Below are 19,963 nucleotides of genomic sequence, written 5' to 3' on the forward strand. Positions count from 1 at the left end.
TTTTATTGTACAATCATGCGTTTTATATAGGAAAAGGAGTGGAGAGAAGTGGAACAAGTTCAAGGAATGATCTTAGTACTTGATTTTGGCAGTCAATACAACCAATTAATCACTCGTCGAATCCGTGAATTCGGTGTGTACAGTGAGTTGCGTTCTCACAAAATCAGCATCGAGGAGATTAAAGAATTAAATCCGAGTGGTATCATTTTGTCCGGAGGGCCTAACAGTGTTTACGGTGAAAACAGTTTCCGTTGTGATGAGGATCTCTTTGAACTCGGGATCCCGGTGCTGGGCATTTGCTACGGCATGCAGCTGATGACTCACCATTTTGACGGGAAAGTAGAACGTGCGAAAGAGCGTGAATATGGTAAAGCGGATATCAATATTGCAGAAGATCCTGTCCTTTTCCGTAAAACGCCTAAGGAACAGACAGTCTGGATGAGTCACAGTGATAAGGTGATTGATCCACCTGCAGGCTTCCAAGTTGATGCGACAAGTCCATCCTGTCCGGTTGCGGCCATGAGCAACGACGATACGAAAATGTATGGTGTTCAGTTCCACCCGGAAGTCCGCCATTCAGAATATGGCAATGATATTTTGCGCAGCTTCGTATTTGACGTCTGTAATGCTACAGATGACTGGACAATGGAGCACGTTGTAGAAATGGAAGTCGAAAAAATTCGTGAGCAAGTTGGGGATCGCAAAGTCCTGTGTGCATTGAGCGGAGGTGTGGACTCTTCAGTAGTAGCTGCACTCATTCATAAAGCGATCGGTGATCAGTTGACGTGTATATTTGTCGATCATGGATTGCTGCGTAAAAATGAAGCCGATGACGTGATGCGTACCCTTGGTGATGGGTTCAACATGAATATCATCAAAGTGGATGCAAAGGACCGTTTCTTGAGTAAGCTGAAAGGCGTTTCCGATCCAGAAGAAAAACGTAAGATTATAGGAAATGAATTTATTTATGTATTTGATGATGAAGCAGAGAAACTGAAAGACATTGATTTTCTGGCACAAGGAACCCTTTACACGGATATCATCGAGAGTGGTACAGAAACTGCTCAAACCATTAAGTCTCACCACAATGTCGGCGGTCTTCCTGAAGATATGCAGTTTGATCTGATAGAGCCGTTGAATACATTGTTCAAGGATGAAGTGCGTGCACTTGGAACAGAGTTAGGTGTACCTGACCATATTGTTTGGCGCCAGCCGTTCCCAGGACCCGGGCTAGGAATCCGAGTATTAGGGGAAATAACTGAAGAAAAGCTAGAAATCGTTCGTGAATCTGATGCGATTCTTCGTGAAGAAGTGAAAAACGCTGGGCTCGAACGTGAAATCTGGCAATACTTCACGGCTCTTCCAGACATTCGTTCTGTCGGGGTTATGGGAGATGAGCGTACGTATGACTACACCATCGCAATTCGTGCGGTAACCTCGATTGATGGAATGACATCTGATTGGGCGCGCATTCCGTGGGAGGTCCTTGAGAAAATTTCCACCCGTATCGTTAATGAGGTCGATCACATTAACCGCGTGGTTTACGATGTGACGAGTAAGCCGCCTGCAACGATTGAATGGGAATAACGAACATTAAGTTTGTAAAATGATAATATTGTTCGGAAATAGGGTTGACGAACTTTGTCGATTGAGTGTATGATATAACCAAATCAATCAAATTAGCTACACCTTCGTATAATTTTGGGAATAGGGCCCATAAGTTTCTACCGGACCACCGTAAATTGGTCTGACTACGCTGGTGAATTGACGATACTTAAGAGAGGTTCTTCTCTTGGGGTTCGTCCATTTACGCGTAAACAGGTAGACACTCTGGGATTTTCCAGAGTGTCTTTTTTGTTAGACGCTGGTTCTATGGGAATCTTGTTGGTATCAGATAAAGAATACAACCAACCGATACCTGACGCCACAAGAGAGAAAAAGGGCACCTGTTACAAAAAGAGAAAAATGGGTGCCGGAAAAGGAAGAGGGAGGAAGTTATCATGAAGCAATATTTCAAGTTTAAGGAATTAGGCACGAATTATCGTACAGAGTTCATGGCAGGTCTAACGACTTTTCTTGCTATGGCTTATATTTTGTTCGTTAATCCTTCAACGCTAGCTCTGGATGGAATTGAACAGTTGCCGGAGGGCGTAACAAGGATTGATAAAGGTGCGGTCTTCACAGCTACGGCAATAGCAGCGGCTGTTGGTACGTTGATTATGGGGGTTTTCGCGAAGTATCCGATCGCTTTAGCTCCAGGTATGGGACTCAACGCGTTTTTTGCTTACACAGTAGTATTAGGATTTGGGATTCCGTGGGAAACGGCGCTAGCAGGTGTGTTGGCCTCTGGACTTATTTTTATCGTATTAACTGTTACCGGCCTGCGCCAAATGATCATTGATGCCATACCAGGGAATTTAAAGCTTGCGGTTGGTGCCGGTATTGGATTGTTTATCGCCTTTATCGGATTTCAAAATGCAGGAATTGTTCAAAACAGTGATGCAACACTTGTCCAGCTGGGGGATTTAACGGCTGGTCCAACTCTCCTGGCGATTTTCGGAATTATCGTATCCGTTATTTTACTTTCTCTTGGGATCAAGGGTGGCATTTTCTACGGGATGATTCTTACATCCATCGCAGGAATGGTCACGGGGTTAATCTCAGCTCCTACTGGTGTGGGTGATGTTGTTTCTGCAGCGCCTAGCGTTGCGCCGACATTCGGAGCTGCTTTCACTCACTTTGGCGAGATTTTCACTATACAAATGCTTGTGGTAATCTTAACGTTCCTATTCGTTGATTTCTTTGATACAGCTGGTACGTTGGTTGCGGTTGCGACTCAGGCTGGCTTTATGAAGGACAATAAGTTGCCTCGTGCAGGACGTGCTTTGTTTGCGGACTCTGCTGCAACCGTAGTCGGTGCGGCAGTCGGAACATCAACAACCACCTCTTATATCGAGTCGACGGCTGGTGTAGGAGCAGGGGGCCGTACCGGCTTTGCATCTATAGTCACCGCAGGGTTTTTCCTATTAGCTTTGTTCTTCTCACCATTACTTTCAGTCGTGACAGCAGAAGTGACGGCTCCTGCTCTCATTATAGTTGGAGTGCTAATGGCGTCTACTCTTAAAAATATTGATTGGGATCAGTTTGAGATCGCTGTCCCAGCATTTTTCACCATCGCTGCTATGCCACTGACGTACAGCATTGCAACAGGGATTGCAATTGGTTTCATTTTTTATCCAATTACAATGATTTTGAAAGGTCGTACAAAAGAAATCCATCCAATCATGTACTTCCTATTCATCATATTCGTATTATATTTCATCTTCTTAGCTTAATTGTAAGTGTGGAAGCGACTGAACTGAAAACTACCAACCAATGAAATAAAAAAAGAAACGGCAGTCCATCGAGGCTGCCGTTCTATTCATCTTCTATGTGGCGAATGCTGATTGGACGCTGCTTTGAAGAATCAGTGATTTGGCGGTAAAGCTGGATGACTAGTAAGCCGTGCTTGTAAGTAGCTTCAATCTTGTCATCACGGACTGGAAAAGGCAGATCGACGCTTCGTTCGAAAGTGCCGTCCGCAATTTCGGATAGGATTTGATGGCCGCCACGGTGGTTGATTTCAATTTTGCCTTTAAGCGTGAGGATGGAGTGGTCAACAAAAACATCAACGTTTTTCGGATGGTTCATGCCGGGGATGTTTACGAAACATAGTAGTTCGTTATCGTACTGATACATGTTGACATAGGGGATGGAAGGTTTCATCATGCCTTCAAAATCGCCCCAGAAATCCTGGCCAAAAAATCTGTCCAAATTGGTTTTCCAATCTTTAAATTGGTTCATCGCTTCAACCTCCAAAATTTGTCATTATTTGCGGTGGGTTTTCATTGTGCAAAGGACTTCTCATGGTTTATAGTGTATGCATGAAAAAACAGCTGGGTGAATATCTTGTGGGGACAAGATTCAGCTTTAGTTAGGAGGCTTCATGCATGTTAGAAAACCCTTGGTTAGTTATTGTCATTATTTTGGCGGTGAACATTGTCTATGTGACCTTTTTTACACTTCGAATGATCTTTACGTTAAAAGGTCAGCGCTACTTTGCAGCATTCATTAGTATGTTTGAGATCGTCATTTATGTGTTTGGTCTAGGGTTGGTGCTCGATCGTCTTGACCAGATTGAGAATGTAATTGCCTATGCTTTAGGTTATGGGCTTGGGGTAATCGTCGGGATGAAAATTGAAGAAAAGCTCGCTCTCGGTTATATTACGGTTAACGTGATTTCATCAGACCCAGATATCGAATTTACGCGTAAGCTTCGTGACAAAGGGTATGGGGTGACCAGTTGGTACGCTTATGGGATGGAAGGGGATCGTCTAGCCATGCAAATTTTGACCCCAAGAAAATATGAACTCCTCCTTTATGAAACCATACGTAACATTGATCCGAAAGCCTTTATCATTTCGTATGAGCCGAAGCAGATCCATGGCGGTTTCTGGGTGAAATCTGTAAAGAGAGGAAAGATCGAAGATGCCCAAAAAGAACAGCAAGAACAACAAGAAGCGCTTTGAAGTTGGAGAAAAGGAATCAATCGACCAGTGTCTTGACCGTATTAAAAAAGAAGGGTATATGCCGATTCGTCGTGCAGAGGAACCAATCTTTCGTGAAGAAATAAAAAATGGTGAAAAAGTTATGGAACCTGTAGGGAAAACGATCGTCTTTCACGCTGTTAAACAATAAACACGAACGTTTAAATTAAAAAACAAAAATATTGTTCGTTATTTGCGTTGACATGACTTTGTTCCTCTTGATATGATGAAGATAGAATTGCATAAACGAAACCTCATATAAGACGGGAATAGGGCCCGTTCGTCTCTACCTGGGAACCGTAAATTCCCGGACTATGAGGGGAGATTCAAGCATCTACAAATCATTTTTCTTGAGATACGTATGCCTGTTTAGCTCCTCTCTAGAAGAGGCAGTTAAACAGGCTTTTTTTAATGAAAGTGGGGATTATATGGCTAAAGTAGGCGTCATTATGGGAAGTATTTCGGATTGGGAAACGATGAAACAAGCTTGTGAAGTACTCGATGAATTAAATATTCCATATGAAAAAGAAATCATTTCTGCCCACCGCACCCCGGAAGATATGTTTACGTATGCAGAAGAGGCGAGACAAAGAGGGCTTAAGACGATTATTGCAGGGGCAGGAGGAGCGGCTCACCTGCCGGGGATGGTAGCATCAAAAACGACGCTGCCCGTCATCGGAGTACCGGTACAGTCGAAGGCTCTTCAAGGGTTGGATTCTCTTCTTTCCATCGTTCAAATGCCTGGAGGAGTCCCTGTCGCTACGGTAGCGATCGGAAGTTCAGGAGCAAAAAATGCAGGACTTTTAGCAGCGGAAATGCTTGGAGCTTTTGACGAAGAGATCGCTATGAAACTAGAAGATTATCGAAAACAAATGGTTGATAAAGTCGAAGGAATGAGGAGCGATTTACGTGGATCATAATGTCGTAAGACCCGGACAAACCATTGGTATTCTCGGAGGAGGGCAGCTAGGACGGATGATGGCGGTTACTGCCCGGCATATGGGTTACCGCATTGCAGTCATGGATCCGACGGAGGATTGTCCGTGTGCTCATGTAGCAGACGAGCATATTGTAGCTGCTTATGACGATGTGGAGGCAGCCAAACAATTGAGTAAAATCAGCGATGTAATCACATATGAATTCGAGAATGTCGACCTGGAAGTGGCGAAATTATTCGAAGCTGATGGTAAACTTCCGCAAGGTGCTTATTCTTTGGAAGTTACGCAGAATCGTTCGAAGGAAAAACAAGTAGCCGTTGATGCAGGACTTTCTGTTCCTGACTATGTCATTGTTCATACGTATGAAGAAGCGGTTCAAGCGCTTTCGACGATTGGTTTCCCGGCTGTTATTAAAACGATCAGCGGAGGTTACGACGGAAAAGGACAACTGAAGCTTGAACATGAGGAAGTGTTGGATCAGGCAGAGTCTTTCATTAAAGATGGTGGTACCTATATCGTAGAGTCCTGGCTTGCTTTTGATCTGGAAATCTCTCAAGTATTTACGCGCAGTCTAGACGGAGAGATCGCTTATTTTCCAATAGGAGAGAACCTTCATAAAAATCATATTTTACATGAAACGAGAGTGCCTGCCCGAATTTCTGATGCTGTTGTCGAAAAAGCCCAAGAAGCTGTAAGTCTACTTGCTGAGAGAATGGACATTGTTGGAACGTTTGCGGTCGAGATGTTTGTGAAGGATGATGACATTTACATTAACGAAATGGCGCCGCGTCCTCATAATTCAGGGCACTATACGATCGAGGCTTGCAACGTCTCTCAGTTTGAGCAGCACGTGAGAGCGATCTGCGGTTTGTCGTTGCTCCCGGTTCAATCGTTTCCGGCTGCAGTCATGATTAATATACTCGGAAAGCATCGAAACATTTTAATTGATAAACTAGAGCAGTACCATGGTTTTCATCTCCACGATTACGGCAAGAAAGAATCGCGCCAGAACCGTAAGATGGGGCACGTAACATTCATAGGAAACAATTTAGATGAAATCGATGAACGAATTGTAGAAAACCAAATTCATTTATGGTAGTCAACGAGGAGGAAGACGATGATTGAACGTTACACAAGACCCGAAATGGGCAGCATTTGGACCGAGGAAAACCGCTATCAAGCATGGCTTGAAGTTGAGCTTCTAGCTTGTGAAGCCTGGAGTGAGCTTGGAGTTATCCCTAAAGAGGACGTGGAAAAGCTTCGTGAAAAAGCATCCTTTGATGTCGAGCGCATTCATGAAATTGAAGCAGAGACACGTCACGACGTGGTCGCTTTTACAAGAGCGGTATCAGAAACCGTTGGCGAAGAGCGTAAATGGGTTCACTACGGTCTCACCTCCACAGACGTTGTGGATACGGCGTTGTCTTATCAATTAAAGCAGGCGAACGAAATTATTCGCAAAGACCTCGTAAATTTTATTGAAATTCTTGGTGAAAAAGCGAAAGAACATAAACATACTGTCATGATGGGGCGGACACACGGTGTTCATGCTGAGCCCACGACATTTGGGTTGAAGCTCACGCTTTATTATGAAGAAATGAAGCGTAACCTTGAGCGATTGGATCTTGCGATTAAAGGCATACAAGTCGGCAAGCTTTCTGGAGCTGTCGGCACCTATGCCAACATCGATCCATACGTAGAAGAGTACGTTTGCGGAAAGCTTGGACTTGAAGCGGCACCTGTTTCTACTCAGACGCTGCAACGTGACCGTCATGCTCACTACGTTTCGACTTTGGCTTTAATTGCAACTTCTATTGAGAAAATTGCCGTTGAAATTCGCGGTTTACAGAAAACAGAAACTCGTGAAGTTGAGGAATTTTTCGCTAAAGGGCAAAAAGGGTCCTCAGCGATGCCTCACAAACGGAACCCGATCGGATCTGAGAACATGACGGGAATGGCACGTGTCCTGCGCGGTGAAATGCTGACCGCTTTTGAAAATGTTCCGTTATGGCACGAGCGTGATATCTCGCATTCTTCTGCTGAGCGAGTCATTTTACCTGATGCGACAATCGCTATTAATTACATGCTGAACCGTTTTGGAAACATTGTGAAGAATTTAACCGTCTTCCCTGAGCGGATGCAGGAAAACATGGAGAAAACCTATGGCTTAATCTTCTCCCAGCGTGTCCTGCTTACGTTGATTGATGAAGGCATGGTCCGTGAAGAGGCCTATGATCTCGTTCAGCCGAAAGCGATGGAAGCATGGGAGCGCGGTGTTCCATTCCGAGAACTGATTGAAGCAGATGACAAGATTACATCAACGTTGTCTCAAGAGCAGTTGGACGCTTGCTTTGACTACAAGCATCACCTGAAAAACGTAGACCGCATCTTTGACCGCATCGGCCTGTAATATTATTTCCAATATCTGTATGACCTGAGGTGAAACTGTTTCACCTCAGGTCATACATAAATTACCAATTCGAGTGAGGTGTTCCACATGAAGGGTTCGTTGTTATATGAAGGAAAGGCGAAGAAAGTTTACCACGTCAATGATCACGAAGATCAATTGATTTTATCTTATAAAAATGATGCCACTGCATTTAATGGAAAGAAAAAAGATCAGTTTGAGGGTAAAGGACGCCTGAACAACTTGATTACCTCGAAAGTCTTTGAATATTTGAAACAGCACCAAATTGACTCCCACTTTATTAAAGCGTTGAACGATACCGAACAGCTTGTTCAGAAGACTACCATCATCCCACTAGAAGTGGTTGTTCGCAATGTTGCTGCCGGGAGCATCACTCGCCGCCTCGGTATCCAGGAAAAAACACGCTTTACCCCGCCTATTGTTGAATTGTTTTATAAAAAAGATGAACTCAATGATCCGATCATCAACGATGTCCATGCCTACCACCTGACAGACATCACTGAACAAGAATTGGTCTTCATCAAAGAAATGGCTCTCACCGTTAACGAACAGCTCACCAAGCTTTTCAAAGAAGCGAACTTGCAGCTTGTTGATTTCAAACTGGAATTCGGACGACTCGCTGACGGGACGATTGTTCTTGCTGATGAAGTTTCCCCCGACACATGCCGTCTCTGGGACCTGGAAACTGGCGAGAAAATGGACAAAGACGTGTTCCGTGAAAACATCGGCGATTTAATCTCAACCTACGAAAACATATTACAACGACTGGAGGCAAACACACATGCGTAAAGTAAAGATTTACATCACATTAAAAGAAGGCGTACTTGATCCACAAGGAAAGGCTGTTCAAAATTCTCTTCACTCTCTTGAATATAAAAACGTCAACGAAGTACGGGTTGGAAAATATATGGAAGTGATGCTTGAGGATGCGGAAAACCTTGAGGAACAAATCGATAAAATGTGTGACCAGCTTCTAGCAAACCCGGTCATTGAAGACTATACGTACACAATCGAGGAGGTTGTCTAAGTGAAGTTTGCCGTCGTTGTATTTCCCGGTTCAAACTGTGACCGTGACATGTATTATGCAGTGAAGGATGCGCTTGGCGAAGAAGCTGATCTCGTATGGTATAAGGAAGCTGATCTATCAAACTATGACTCTATTCTCTTGCCAGGAGGTTTCTCTTATGGAGACTACCTTCGCTCAGGTGCGATTGCGTCAACCTCTGATATCATCGAGCAGATCCGTTCAGCAGCGGAAGCTGGGAAGCCGATTCTAGGTGTTTGCAACGGATTCCAAGTCCTGCTTGAAATGGGACTGCTTCCAGGAGCGATGCTTCCTAATAAACATCTAAAATTCATGTGCCACTATGAAACGCTTATTGTAGAAAACGCGGAAACCCTTTTTACCAACCAATATGATGAAAAAGAAAGAATCAGCATCCCGATCGCTCATGGGGATGGGAACTATTATTGTGACGAACAAACGTATCAAACTTTGAAAGAAAACAACCAGATCGCTTTCACTTATGAGAAGAACCCGAACGGCTCTGTCGGAGATATTGCAGGCATTACGAACAAAGCTGGCAATGTACTAGGTATGATGCCGCACCCGGAACGTGCTGTTGAGAGCCTTCTAGGAAACGAAGACGGATTACGATTATTTCAGTCCATTTTGACACATTGGAGGAATAGACATGCCATCAATGCTTGAGATCAGCCCAGAGCAAATCGAAGAACAACGCCTTTATAGTGATATGGGATTGAGCGATGACGAATTTCAATCCATCAAAAAAATCCTAGGTCGCAAGCCAAATTATACCGAAACAGGTTTGTTCTCGGTGATGTGGTCCGAGCACTGCAGCTATAAGAATTCTAAACCGCTGTTACGGAAATTTCCGACAGAAGGTCCTCAAGTGCTACAAGGTCCCGGTGAAGGTGCAGGAATCATCGACATCGGTGATGAGCAGGCAGTCGTGTTCAAAGTGGAAAGCCACAATCACCCGTCCGCAGTTGAGCCCTATCAAGGTGCAGCGACAGGGGTCGGCGGAATCCTTCGTGACGTCTTCTCCATGGGCGCGCGTCCTGTTGCTTTACTAAATTCACTAAGATTTGGTTCCCTTCAGCAGCCGCGTGTTAAATACTTATTTGAAGAAGTTGTCCGCGGTATCGCTGGCTACGGAAACTGTGTCGGCGTCCCTACGGTCGGTGGAGAAGTTCAGTTTGATAATGCCTATAACGGCAATCCTCTTGTTAATGCGATGTGTGTCGGTCTGATTGATCATAAAGATATTCAAAAAGGGATTGCAGCTGGTGTCGGGAATACCGTCATGTACGTCGGTGCGAAAACAGGGCGCGACGGCATCCATGGAGCGACTTTTGCATCGGAAGAATTGTCGGAAGAGTCCGAAGAAAAACGTCCTTCTGTTCAAGTCGGTGATCCATTTATGGAGAAACTGTTAATAGAAGCTTGCCTTGATGTCATCCACCATGAAGCGCTTGTAGGCATTCAAGATATGGGAGCAGCAGGTCTTACTTCATCGGCTAGTGAAATGGCGAGTAAAGCCGGTACGGGAATGACGATGAATTTGGATCACGTGCCACAGCGTGAACAGAATATGACAGCTTACGAAATGATGCTGTCCGAATCGCAAGAACGTATGCTTCTCGTCGTTGAAAAAGGCCGGGAAGAGGAAATTGCGCAAGTATTCCGTAAGTACAATTTAGAAGCTGTAGCGGTCGGCGAAGTAACTGATACGAAGCGTTTCCGCCTTGAACATCACGGCGAAGTTGTTGCAGACGTTCCTGTAGATTCGCTTGCTGAAGACGCTCCGGTGTACCATCAACCGTCTAAGGTTCCTGCTTACTATCAAGAATTCCAAGCGATGGAAAACTACGTACCCGCTATAACAGATTATCGCCAAACACTAATAGACCTTTTAAAACAGCCAACCATTGCGAGTAAAGAATGGGTCTACGACCAGTATGATTCTATGGTACAGACGAACACGGTTGTTACACCAGGTTCTGATGCCGCTGTTATTAGGGTTCGCGGAACGAATAAGGCACTTGCAATGACGACTGATTGTAATTCCCGCTACATTTACGTTGATCCGGAAACAGGCGGGAAGATCGCTGTCGCAGAAGCAGCCCGTAACATTGTTTGTTCAGGCGGACGTCCATTAGGCATCACAGATGGTCTCAACTTTGGTTCACCAGAGAATCCGGAAATCTTTTGGCAAATGGAAAAAAGTGTTGAGGGTATGAGTGAAGCTTGTAGAGAGCTGGATACGCCGGTTATTAGCGGAAACGTATCTTTGTATAATGAATCTTTTGGCGGTAAAGCAATATATCCAACACCGATTGTTGGAATGGTTGGGTTAATTGACGAAACAGGTCATATTACCCAGTCACACGTGAAACAATCCGGAGATTTGATTTATATTGTCGGTAAAACGAATCCTGAGTTCGGAGGCAGTGAGCTTCAAGGCATGCTTGAAGGACGCCACTTTGGGAAAGCACCAGCCATAGATCTGGAAATAGAATCACGCCGCCAGAATCAGGTGCTAACAGCGATCCGATCTGGTCTTATAGAATCCGCCCATGATTTAGCTGAAGGCGGTCTTGGGGTAGCCCTAGCGGAGAGCCTGTTTGATCAGGAGCTCGGTTGTGAAGTGTATGTTGAAGGCGATGTTACAACAGCTTTATTCTCTGAAACCCAGTCGCGCTTTCTGATCTCAGTCAAACCAGAAAATAAGAGAGCGTTTGAGCAAGCGGTGACAGACGCACGTTTAATCGGAACTGTAACCCATGACGGCATTTATCGTGTGAAAGCTGGTGATCAATTGGTTTTGGAAGAGCAGACATCTGTGCTGAAACAAACTTGGAAAGGAGCTATTCCATGCTTGGTGAAATCAAAGGCTTAAACGAAGAGTGCGGCATTTTTGGGATATGGGGACATCAGGAATCGGCTCAACTGACATATTATGGGTTACATGCATTGCAGCACCGCGGGCAAGAAGGGGCTGGAATTATCACGAGCGATGGAGAACAATTGAAGCTCGCGAAAGGGCACGGTCTAATCAACGAGGTTTTTTCTCAACATCAATTGGAGGAGCTGAAAGGTCATGCTTCCATGGGCCATGTCCGTTATGCGACGGCAGGAGACGGGGGTTATGAAAACATACAGCCCCTTTTATTCCGTTCTCAAACAGGCGGACTTGCACTTGCCCACAATGGGAACCTCGTCAATGCCCAAGCGCTGAAAAACCAGCTTGAAGCACAGGGCAGCATTTTACAGACGACTTCCGATACAGAAGTCGTCGCTCATTTGATCAAACGGGCACGACACCTGGAACTTGATCAAGCGATCGCAGAAGCGCTCTCCATGATCAAAGGGGCCTATGCATTTCTAATGATGACCGAGGATAAAATGTTCGTTGCCAATGATCCGCGTGGGTTACGCCCGCTATGTCTTGGTCATTTGGGGGAATCATGGGTAGTCTCTTCAGAAACATGTGCATTCGATATTATCGGTGCAACATATGACCGTGAAGTTAAGCCTGGGGAATTGCTGATCATCTCAGATGAAGGTGTGGAATCCAAACGTTTCTCAGCACCAATCCAGCGTACGCTTTGCTCAATGGAATACGTTTATTTCTCTCGTCCGGACAGCAACTTAGATGGGAAAAATGTCCACGCATCCAGGAAACGTATGGGGAAAGCCTTGGCTAAAGAATCACCAATTGAAGCCGATGTCGTAACGGGAGTGCCGGACTCAAGTATTTCAGCTGCCATCGGATACGCCGAAGAAGCTGGACTTCCGTATGAGCTTGGGTTGATTAAGAATCGTTATGTCGGTAGAACATTCATTCAGCCGTCTCAAGAGCTTCGGGAACAAGGGGTGAAAATGAAGTTGTCCGCGGTGAGAGGAATCGTCGAAGGAAAACGCGTCGTAATGGTTGATGACTCGATCGTTCGCGGGACAACGAGCCGACGAATTGTAAAGATGCTGAAGGAAGCGGGAGCGAAGGAAGTGCACGTGCGAATCGCCTCTCCTCCGATTAAGAACCCTTGTTATTACGGTATTGATACCTCAAACAGCGGTGAACTGATCGCCGCTAATAACACAGTTGAAGAAATTGAAGAGCAAATTGAAGCGGACAGCTTAGCCTATCTAACTCCGGAAGGCTTGAATGAAGCCATATATGAAGGGGAAGAGTCGATGGAGCACGGTGGCTGCATGGCTTGTTTTACCGGAAACTATCCGACGGAGATTTATCCGAATACGGTTCACCCATATGAAAAAGCGTAAAGAAATGGAGGAGCAGCGATGAGCCAATCCTATAAACAGGCTGGGGTCGATGTTGAAGCGGGCTACGAAGCCGTCGACCGTATGAAAAAACACGTACAGCGAACGATGCGCAAAGAAGTGCTCGGCGGCCTTGGTGCTTTTGCCGGACTGTTTGACATAAGCGAGATGACTTACGAAAAACCAGTGCTTGTCACAGGAACCGACGGCGTCGGCACTAAGCTGAAGCTTGCATTCCAAATGGATAAGCACGACACGATTGGGATCGATGTTGTAGCGATGTGTGTGAATGACATCGTTGCACAAGGAGCAGATCCACTTTTATTTCTTGACTACATTGCCTGTGGAAAAAATGAACCCGAGCGAATCGAGCAGATCGTCAAAGGGATTGCTGATGGTTGTGAACAGTCGGGTGCTGCTCTTGTTGGAGGAGAAACAGCTGAAATGCCAGGCATGTATGAGCTTGATGAGTATGACCTTGCCGGTTTTGTCGTCGGAATGGCGGACAAAGACAGTATCATCACAGGGGACTCGATTCAGCCTGGCGACATGTTGATTGGGCTCCCATCAACGGGCGTCCACTCAAACGGTTTTTCCCTGGTCAGGAAGATCATCGACAACAGTGGACTCGATTTGAATAAAACTTATCCTAAATTCAGCCGTCCACTTGGCGAGGAGTTACTCACCCCGACGAACATTTATGTAAAAGCGATTCAAAGCTTGAGAGAAGCCGTCAGCGTTAAAGGGCTCGCCCATATTACAGGCGGTGGCTTTTATGAGAACGTTCCCCGTACTTTGCCGGAAGGGCACGGAGCACTTATCGAACCGAACAGCTGGCCTGTACTGGAGATTTTTAACTTTTTACAAAAAGAAGGCAGCATTCCTCATGATGATATGTACGGCATCTTTAATATGGGAATCGGTATGGTTGCCGTTGTCGCCGAAGAGGAGACTGAAGCAGCTCTTGCTTCCCAGGAGAATGCTTTTGTTATCGGAAAAGTCACAGAACAGGAAGGAATTCGCTGGTCATGATGAAATTAGCTGTATTTGCTTCAGGTACCGGTTCGAATTTTGACGCTATCATCCAGGCCATTGAAGAAGGAAAGCTTGATGCGCAAGTTTCTCTTCTTGTTTGCGACCGGGTGGGGGCACCTGTTATTGAGAAAGCACAGCGCCAATCTGTTGATACGGTTGTTTTTACGCCGAAGGTTTATGAAAATAAAGCGGCTTATGAGCGAGCTTTACTTGAAGATTGTCGTACAAGAGATATCGATTACATCATTCTTGCCGGCTATATGCGCTTAATTGGACCAACATTGCTTGAGCCTTATCAAAACCGGATTCTGAACATCCATCCATCGCTTTTACCAGCATTCCCTGGAAAGGATGCCATCGGACAGGCGTTCCAGAAGCGTGTGAAGATTACGGGTGTCACCGTTCATTTTGTGGATGACGGGATGGACACAGGACCGATTATCGATCAGGAAGCGATCCGGATTGAAGAGACCGATACCGAAGAAGATGTAAAAAGAAAGATTCAAGCGGTCGAGCATCGCCTATATCCAGAAGTTATTCAATCACTACTCGTCAAGGAGGAATCTCTATGAAAAAGCGCGCCTTACTCAGCGTATCAAATAAGCAAGGGTTAACCGATTTTGCTAAACAACTACACGAACTAGACTATGAGCTTGTTTCTACAGGGGGCACCAAACGAGTCATCGAGGAAGCTGGCATTCCGGTTCGTTCGATTTCAGAAATTACGGAGTTCCCGGAAATCATGGATGGTCGCGTCAAAACCCTGCACCCATCTGTTCACGGAGGCCTGCTTGCTAAACGAAGCAATGACGACCATATGAATCAGATCGAGGAGCTTGGTATCCAACCGATCGACCTTGTTGCTGTCAACTTGTATCCGTTTAAAGAAACGATTGCAAAAGAAGACGTTACAGAAGCAGAAGCCATTGAAAACGTTGATATCGGTGGTCCGACAATGCTCCGTGCAGCTGCAAAAAGTTTTGAAGATGTGGCTGTAGTGGTCGACCCAACTGATTACGAGGAAGTCATCGAAGGATTGAAAGCTGAAAACTTAAGCTATGAAGTACGTCGTAAGCTGGCTGCGAAAGTGTTCCGTCATACAGCCAACTATGATGCAATGATCGCTGAATACTTCACGACCTTAACAGAAGAAGCTTATCCAGAAACGTATTCCGTTACGTATGAAAAAGTTCAGTCCTTACGTTATGGAGAGAATCCTCATCAGTCTGCTTCTTTTTACAAAAAAGCCAACTATGAAGGGGCATCACTTGCCAATGCCGAGCAGCTGAACGGAAAAGAACTGTCCTACAACAACATACAGGATGCAAATGCTGCCCTAGAAGTAGTGCTCGAATTCAATCAGCCCGCAGCCGTTGCAGTGAAGCACATGAATCCTTGTGGTGTAGGTGTCGGTGATACACTCTATGACGCTTACGTGAAAGCTTATGAAGGAGATCCCGTTTCCATCTTTGGCGGAATTGTCGCGTTGAACCGTGAAGTCGACGCAGACACAGCGGCTAAACTGAAAGAGATCTTCCTGGAGATCATCATTGCACCATCTTTCAGTCAAGAAGCGCTTGATTTATTAACGAAGAAAAAGAATCTTAGACTGTTAACTGTAGATATGAAGAAGCCTAAAGCGCAAACGCATAAGCTGACAAGCGTTGGCGGTGGCTTACTTGTCCAGGATACTGACGAAGGTTCTTTAGATGATGTAGAACTTGAAATCGCAACGGATCGGGAGCCGACAGAGCAAGAACTGCATGACTTGAAACTCGGATGGAAAGTCGTGAAACATGTGAAGTCGAATGCGATCGTCGTTGCCAAAGGAGACCGGACAGTAGGAGTTGGTGCAGGCCAGATGAACCGTGTAGGTGCAGCTAAAATCGCACTTGAACAGGCAGGGGACAAAGCGGAAGGGAGCATCATGGCATCTGACGCATTTTTCCCAATGCCAGATACGGTGGAAGCAGCTGCAGAAGCTGGTGTAAAAGCGATTATACAGCCGGGTGGATCGAAGCGTGATCAGGATTCAATTGATGCTTGTAATAAGCATGGCGTGGCAATGGTCTTTACTAGAATGCGTCACTTCAAACATTAAATCACAGGGGTGAATAGGATGAATATTTTGGTGATCGGTCGTGGAGGCCGTGAGCATAGTCTGATACAGAAGCTAGCTGAGAGCAAACAGGCAGACAAGATTTTTGCTGCACCAGGGAACGCTGGTATGGAAGAAGTTGCTGAGCGGGTTGCGATACCTGAGACCGATCAGAAGAAGCTTGTTACTTTTGCGAAAGAAAATGGAGTAGACCTAACGATAGTCGGACCTGAAAATCCTTTACTTGAAGGGGTTGTCGATATCTTCCAATCGGCAGGGCTGAAGGTTTTTGGACCGACTTATGCAGCCGCTATGATTGAAGGAAGTAAGCATTTTGCTAAACAGATCATGTCGAAGTATGAGATACCTACGGCAGACTACCAGGCATTCACAAATTTAGAAGCGGCTAAAGGTTACATTCGTGAAAAAGGCGCACCAATTGTTGTCAAAGCTGACGGGCTGGCAGCAGGAAAAGGTGTGGTCGTTGCGGATAAAGTGGAGGAGGCGCTAAAAGCAGCTGAGGATATGCTTGAAAAAGGGCAGTTTGGCGAGGCAAGCAAAGAAATCGTCGTTGAGGAATTTTTGCAAGGAGAAGAGTTTTCTCTGATGGCGTTTGTCAATGGAGCTAACGTGTACCCGATGATTCCTGCAAAAGATCACAAGCGTGCATTTGAAGGGGATCATGGTCCAAATACTGGCGGCATGGGTGCGTTTGCTCCCGTTCCAGAACTGCCCGAAGCGGATTATCAGACTGCGGTCGAATCCATCCTGAAGCCTGCGGCAGATGCACTTGTCGAAGAAGGGCGTCCGTTTACCGGAATTCTCTATGCAGGGCTGATTCAGACAGATAAAGGCCCGAAAGTGATTGAATTCAATGCGCGTTTTGGTGATCCTGAGACGCAGGTAGTCTTACCTCTATTAGAAAACGACCTTGTCCAGGTGATTGTAGATGTGCTGAATGAGAAAGATCCTGAACTACGTTGGGCAGATAAAACTTGCGCAGGTGTGGTTGTTGCTTCGAGCGGCTATCCGGGGGGATATGAGAAAGGGCGGCCCGTTCCTGTTGTAAGTGGAAAAACTCACGTCTATACAGTGCATGCGGGTACGGAAATAAGCGAGCATGGCTATGTATCCAGTGGAGGGCGTGTCCTACTCGTTGGAGCGGTAGAGAATAGCCTCCCTCAAGCACTGGAAGAAGTCTATGAACATTTACAGATGTTCGAAGGCAATAAAGACTTTTACTACAGACGTGATATCGGAATTTCATCGATTTCGTCGACGCATCCCTACGTAAAATAGAGCGGCTATGGTGCCAATAACTGTTACAATCACGAATCCGACATCAGTGAAGTATTCTAAAAAATCCATATCGTTTTCATCCTTTATAGAAAGGACGGGGATTGTCCCCGTCCTATTTTATTTATGTCCTCAGACAATTGGCGAAAGTTCCTTGTTAAATAGTGCAAGGAGCACGGGAAATGATGCACCCTAGCTTTTACATTACTTCTTCAGTAAATTCTTGATCCCAATCTTCCTCTATACCGTCATCTTCATAAACGATCTCATCGTACATTGCTGTCATCGGGCAGTAGCGAACGATTCCTTCCGCCACCTTCATTGCTGCAATGATAACCATCATACGCTGAACAAACGAATCCTCCTGCTTCTGGCCTTGCATTGACAAAAATGTCAGCATGCTCAGCCCAGCAGTGATACGAACCATAGAGTTGATAATCCCGATATTTTGTATCACGTAGGTTCCTCCTTAGCAGATAGGGTTTTCCTGTGTTACGATAGAACATATTGAAACAAGGAGGACGCTCCATGAATGAAACACGATTCCGTTGGCGTAACCGGCAGTTGCGTGAACATGCGGCTGTCATCGATGGCACACAAGCGCCAACTAAACTGATCAAAAATACAACCTATTTGAACGTATATATGAAACAATGGATGACAGGGCATATCTGGCTGTATGAGGATCGTATCCTCTACACAGGACCGGAGCTTCCTGCGAATACAGACGGAACAGAAATCATTGATGGGAAGGACAGTTATATTGTCCCGGGCTACGTTGAGCCTCACGCCCATCCGTTTCAGTTATATAATCCCCGAAGCTTGGCGGAATATGCAGCCAGGACAGGGACCACCACGCTGATTAATGATAATCTTATGTGGCTTTTTTTAACAGAAAAAGAGAAAGCGTTTTCTTTATTGGAAGAATTCATGGATCTTCCCGCAACGATGTACTGGTGGGCGCGTTTTGACCCTCAGTCCGTGCTCAGGGAAGAAAAGAAACAGCACTTTGATGAACAGGTGCTCTCATGGATTGAACATGATGCAGTCATCCAGGGCGGAGAATTGACGGCATGGCCAGATGTTCTCTACGGCGGTGACGAACAAATTCTTCATTGGATGCAGGAAACGAAGCGGGCAAGAAAACCGCTGGAAGCCCATCTTCCTGGTGCTTCACAAAAAACACTTGTCAAAATGAGACTGCTTGGCATGGACTCAGAGCATGAATCGATGACGGCGGAAGACGTGATCAAACGTCTCGAGGTTGGTTACCAGACCGGACTTCGCTATTCCTCTATTCGCCCTGACCTTCCCGATATTCTTAAGGGACTGAAAAAGCATAATCATACCCACTTCGATCATATGATGTACACAACGGACGGGTCTACGCCTGGCTTTTATCGTGAAGGATTGATCAATCAATGTATTCAAATTGCGATTGAAGAAGGTGTTCCGGTCCTGGATGCATATATGATGGCGACTTATCAGCCAGCCCGGCATTTTGGTATTGAAAATCGGGTTGGAAGTGTTAACGCAGGGAGAGTGGCTCACCTCAACTTTTTGAAAGATCCGAAAGACCCGACTCCTCATTCAGTTATTGCAAAAGGAGAATGGGTGAAGCGGGATGGCGAGATGATTCAAACCGATTCAACGATTCCTTGGGAGAAAAATGGTGTGACCCCGTTATCGTTGGATTGGGAGGTAGCAAAAGGGGATATGCAGTTCTCAATGCCGATTGGAATGGAAATGATTAATGATGTGATCATGAAGCCGTACGCAATCGATATTGACGCCTCAGCAGAACGTCTGTCTCACGAGACAAATGAAGCTTTCCTCATGTTTATGGACAGGGATGGCGAGTGGACAGTCAATACGTTGTTGAAGGGTTTCACTAACTCTCTAGGGGCAATTGCCAGCTCTTATTCCAATACAGGCGATTTGATCCTTATCGGAAAATCACGTTCTGACATGAAAAAAGCCTTCCAAAGGATGAAAGAACTCGGAGGCGGAATTGTGCTCGTGAATGATGGAAAAGTGACCTTTGAACTTCCTCTTCCATTAGGCGGTGTCATGTCTGATTTGCCACTTCCAGAGCTTATGGAAAAGGAATCAAATTTGAAACAACACTTGAAATCTCACGGTTTTTCTTATTCCGATCCAGTCTACACACTGCTCTTTTTATCTTCCATGCATTTGCCTTACATCCGTATCACGCCACTTGGTATCATGGATGTGAAAAAGAAAGAGGTACTCTTTCCCTCGATAATGCGTTAA

General features: G+C 45.5%; 20 protein-coding genes and 2 riboswitches. Of the genes, 17 read left to right on the plus strand and 3 right to left on the minus strand.

The features are described from left to right. Nucleotides 1–66: 66 nt before the first annotated feature. Both guaA and ACRYKC_RS05740 read left to right on the plus strand, forming a co-directional pair. Nucleotides 67–1,587 carry a glutamine-hydrolyzing GMP synthase gene (gene guaA, locus ACRYKC_RS05735; protein ID WP_433806176.1) on the plus strand — a complete coding sequence of 507 codons (1,521 nt, stop codon included), beginning with the start codon at nt 67–69 and terminating at the stop codon, nt 1,585–1,587. An 84-nt stretch (nt 1,588–1,671) separates the two neighbouring features. Then, a riboswitch (purine riboswitch) is annotated at nt 1,672–1,774 on the plus strand. A gap of 226 nt (nt 1,775–2,000) precedes the next feature. Then, a complete protein-coding gene (locus ACRYKC_RS05740; RefSeq protein WP_433805780.1) occupies nt 2,001–3,335 on the plus strand; it encodes an NCS2 family permease in 1,335 nt (444 codons plus the stop codon). Nucleotides 3,336–3,417: 82 nt separating this feature from the next. Here ACRYKC_RS05740 and ACRYKC_RS05745 read toward each other — a convergent pair whose 3' ends face one another. Beyond that, nucleotides 3,418–3,843, minus strand: coding sequence for an Hsp20/alpha crystallin family protein (locus ACRYKC_RS05745; protein ID WP_433805781.1), 426 nt, complete (start codon nt 3,841–3,843; stop codon nt 3,418–3,420). Nucleotides 3,844–3,989: 146 nt separating this feature from the next. On the opposite strand from ACRYKC_RS05745, the gene ACRYKC_RS05750 reads away from it, so the two are divergent. From ACRYKC_RS05750 to purD, 14 genes are all read left to right on the plus strand, one after another. Then, nucleotides 3,990–4,568 (plus strand): DUF2179 domain-containing protein, encoded by a 579-nt coding sequence (locus ACRYKC_RS05750; protein WP_433805782.1) that lies wholly within the window; start codon nt 3,990–3,992, stop codon nt 4,566–4,568. Beyond that, nucleotides 4,528–4,737, plus strand: coding sequence for an NETI motif-containing protein (locus ACRYKC_RS05755; protein WP_433805783.1), 210 nt, complete (start codon nt 4,528–4,530; stop codon nt 4,735–4,737). The genes ACRYKC_RS05750 and ACRYKC_RS05755 overlap by 41 nt, the downstream gene beginning before the upstream one ends. 83 nt (nt 4,738–4,820) lie before the next feature. Next, nucleotides 4,821–4,921, plus strand: a riboswitch (purine riboswitch). Nucleotides 4,922–5,014: 93 nt separating this feature from the next. Next, nucleotides 5,015–5,506: a 5-(carboxyamino)imidazole ribonucleotide mutase gene (purE, locus tag ACRYKC_RS05760; RefSeq protein WP_433805784.1), complete on the plus strand. Its 492-nt coding sequence runs from the start codon at nt 5,015–5,017 to the stop codon at nt 5,504–5,506. Continuing rightward, the gene (gene purK, locus ACRYKC_RS05765) at nt 5,496–6,623 is read left to right on the plus strand and encodes a 5-(carboxyamino)imidazole ribonucleotide synthase (RefSeq protein WP_433805785.1); all 1,128 of its coding nucleotides are present in this window, start codon (nt 5,496–5,498) and stop codon (nt 6,621–6,623) included. Before purE ends, purK begins: the two co-directional genes overlap by 11 nt. An 18-nt stretch (nt 6,624–6,641) precedes the next feature. Next, complete coding sequence (purB, locus tag ACRYKC_RS05770) at nt 6,642–7,934, plus strand: adenylosuccinate lyase (protein ID WP_433805786.1); 1,293 nt, start codon at nt 6,642–6,644, stop codon at nt 7,932–7,934. Between the two features lie 87 nt (nt 7,935–8,021). Continuing rightward, complete coding sequence (gene purC / locus ACRYKC_RS05775) at nt 8,022–8,741, plus strand: phosphoribosylaminoimidazolesuccinocarboxamide synthase (protein ID WP_433805787.1); 720 nt, start codon at nt 8,022–8,024, stop codon at nt 8,739–8,741. After that, a complete protein-coding gene (gene purS / locus ACRYKC_RS05780) occupies nt 8,734–8,979 on the plus strand; it encodes a phosphoribosylformylglycinamidine synthase subunit PurS (protein ID WP_433805788.1) in 246 nt (81 codons plus the stop codon). Before purC ends, purS begins: the two co-directional genes overlap by 8 nt. Continuing rightward, on the plus strand, nt 8,980–9,663 hold the full coding sequence (gene purQ / locus ACRYKC_RS05785; RefSeq protein WP_433805789.1) for a phosphoribosylformylglycinamidine synthase subunit PurQ: 684 nt from the start codon (nt 8,980–8,982) through the stop codon (nt 9,661–9,663). Next, nucleotides 9,647–11,875 (plus strand): phosphoribosylformylglycinamidine synthase subunit PurL, encoded by a 2,229-nt coding sequence (gene purL, locus ACRYKC_RS05790; RefSeq protein ID WP_433805790.1) that lies wholly within the window; start codon nt 9,647–9,649, stop codon nt 11,873–11,875. The genes purQ and purL overlap by 17 nt, the downstream gene beginning before the upstream one ends. Continuing rightward, nucleotides 11,851–13,263 (plus strand): amidophosphoribosyltransferase, encoded by a 1,413-nt coding sequence (gene purF / locus ACRYKC_RS05795; protein WP_433805791.1) that lies wholly within the window; start codon nt 11,851–11,853, stop codon nt 13,261–13,263. Before purL ends, purF begins: the two co-directional genes overlap by 25 nt. An 18-nt stretch (nt 13,264–13,281) precedes the next feature. Beyond that, entirely contained in the window at nt 13,282–14,292 is a 1,011-nt protein-coding gene (gene purM / locus ACRYKC_RS05800) for a phosphoribosylformylglycinamidine cyclo-ligase (protein WP_433805792.1), read from the plus strand. After that, nucleotides 14,289–14,867 carry a phosphoribosylglycinamide formyltransferase gene (purN, locus tag ACRYKC_RS05805; RefSeq protein WP_433805793.1) on the plus strand — a complete coding sequence of 193 codons (579 nt, stop codon included), beginning with the start codon at nt 14,289–14,291 and terminating at the stop codon, nt 14,865–14,867. Before purM ends, purN begins: the two co-directional genes overlap by 4 nt. Next, complete coding sequence (purH, locus tag ACRYKC_RS05810; protein WP_433805794.1) at nt 14,864–16,396, plus strand: bifunctional phosphoribosylaminoimidazolecarboxamide formyltransferase/IMP cyclohydrolase; 1,533 nt, start codon at nt 14,864–14,866, stop codon at nt 16,394–16,396. Before purN ends, purH begins: the two co-directional genes overlap by 4 nt. A gap of 18 nt (nt 16,397–16,414) precedes the next feature. Further along, on the plus strand, nt 16,415–17,692 hold the full coding sequence (purD, locus tag ACRYKC_RS05815) for a phosphoribosylamine--glycine ligase (protein ID WP_433805795.1): 1,278 nt from the start codon (nt 16,415–16,417) through the stop codon (nt 17,690–17,692). Here purD and ACRYKC_RS05820 read toward each other — a convergent pair. After that, on the minus strand, nt 17,657–17,761 hold the full coding sequence (locus ACRYKC_RS05820) for an EYxxD motif small membrane protein (protein WP_433805796.1): 105 nt from the start codon (nt 17,759–17,761) through the stop codon (nt 17,657–17,659). The two genes, purD and ACRYKC_RS05820, sit on opposite strands and share 36 nt — an antisense overlap. Before the next feature lie 127 nt (nt 17,762–17,888). Next, nucleotides 17,889–18,146 (minus strand): YgaP family membrane protein, encoded by a 258-nt coding sequence (locus ACRYKC_RS05825; RefSeq protein ID WP_433805797.1) that lies wholly within the window; start codon nt 18,144–18,146, stop codon nt 17,889–17,891. A 71-nt stretch (nt 18,147–18,217) separates the two neighbouring features. Here ACRYKC_RS05825 and ACRYKC_RS05830 point away from each other — a divergent pair, with 71 nt between their 5' ends. Next, a complete protein-coding gene (locus tag ACRYKC_RS05830) occupies nt 18,218–19,963 on the plus strand; it encodes an adenine deaminase C-terminal domain-containing protein (protein WP_433805798.1) in 1,746 nt (581 codons plus the stop codon).

It is taken from the genome of Halobacillus sp. A1-3 (genome assembly GCF_050971765.1).
Lineage (GTDB): Bacteria > Bacillota > Bacilli > Bacillales > Halobacillaceae > Halobacillus > Halobacillus mangrovi_B.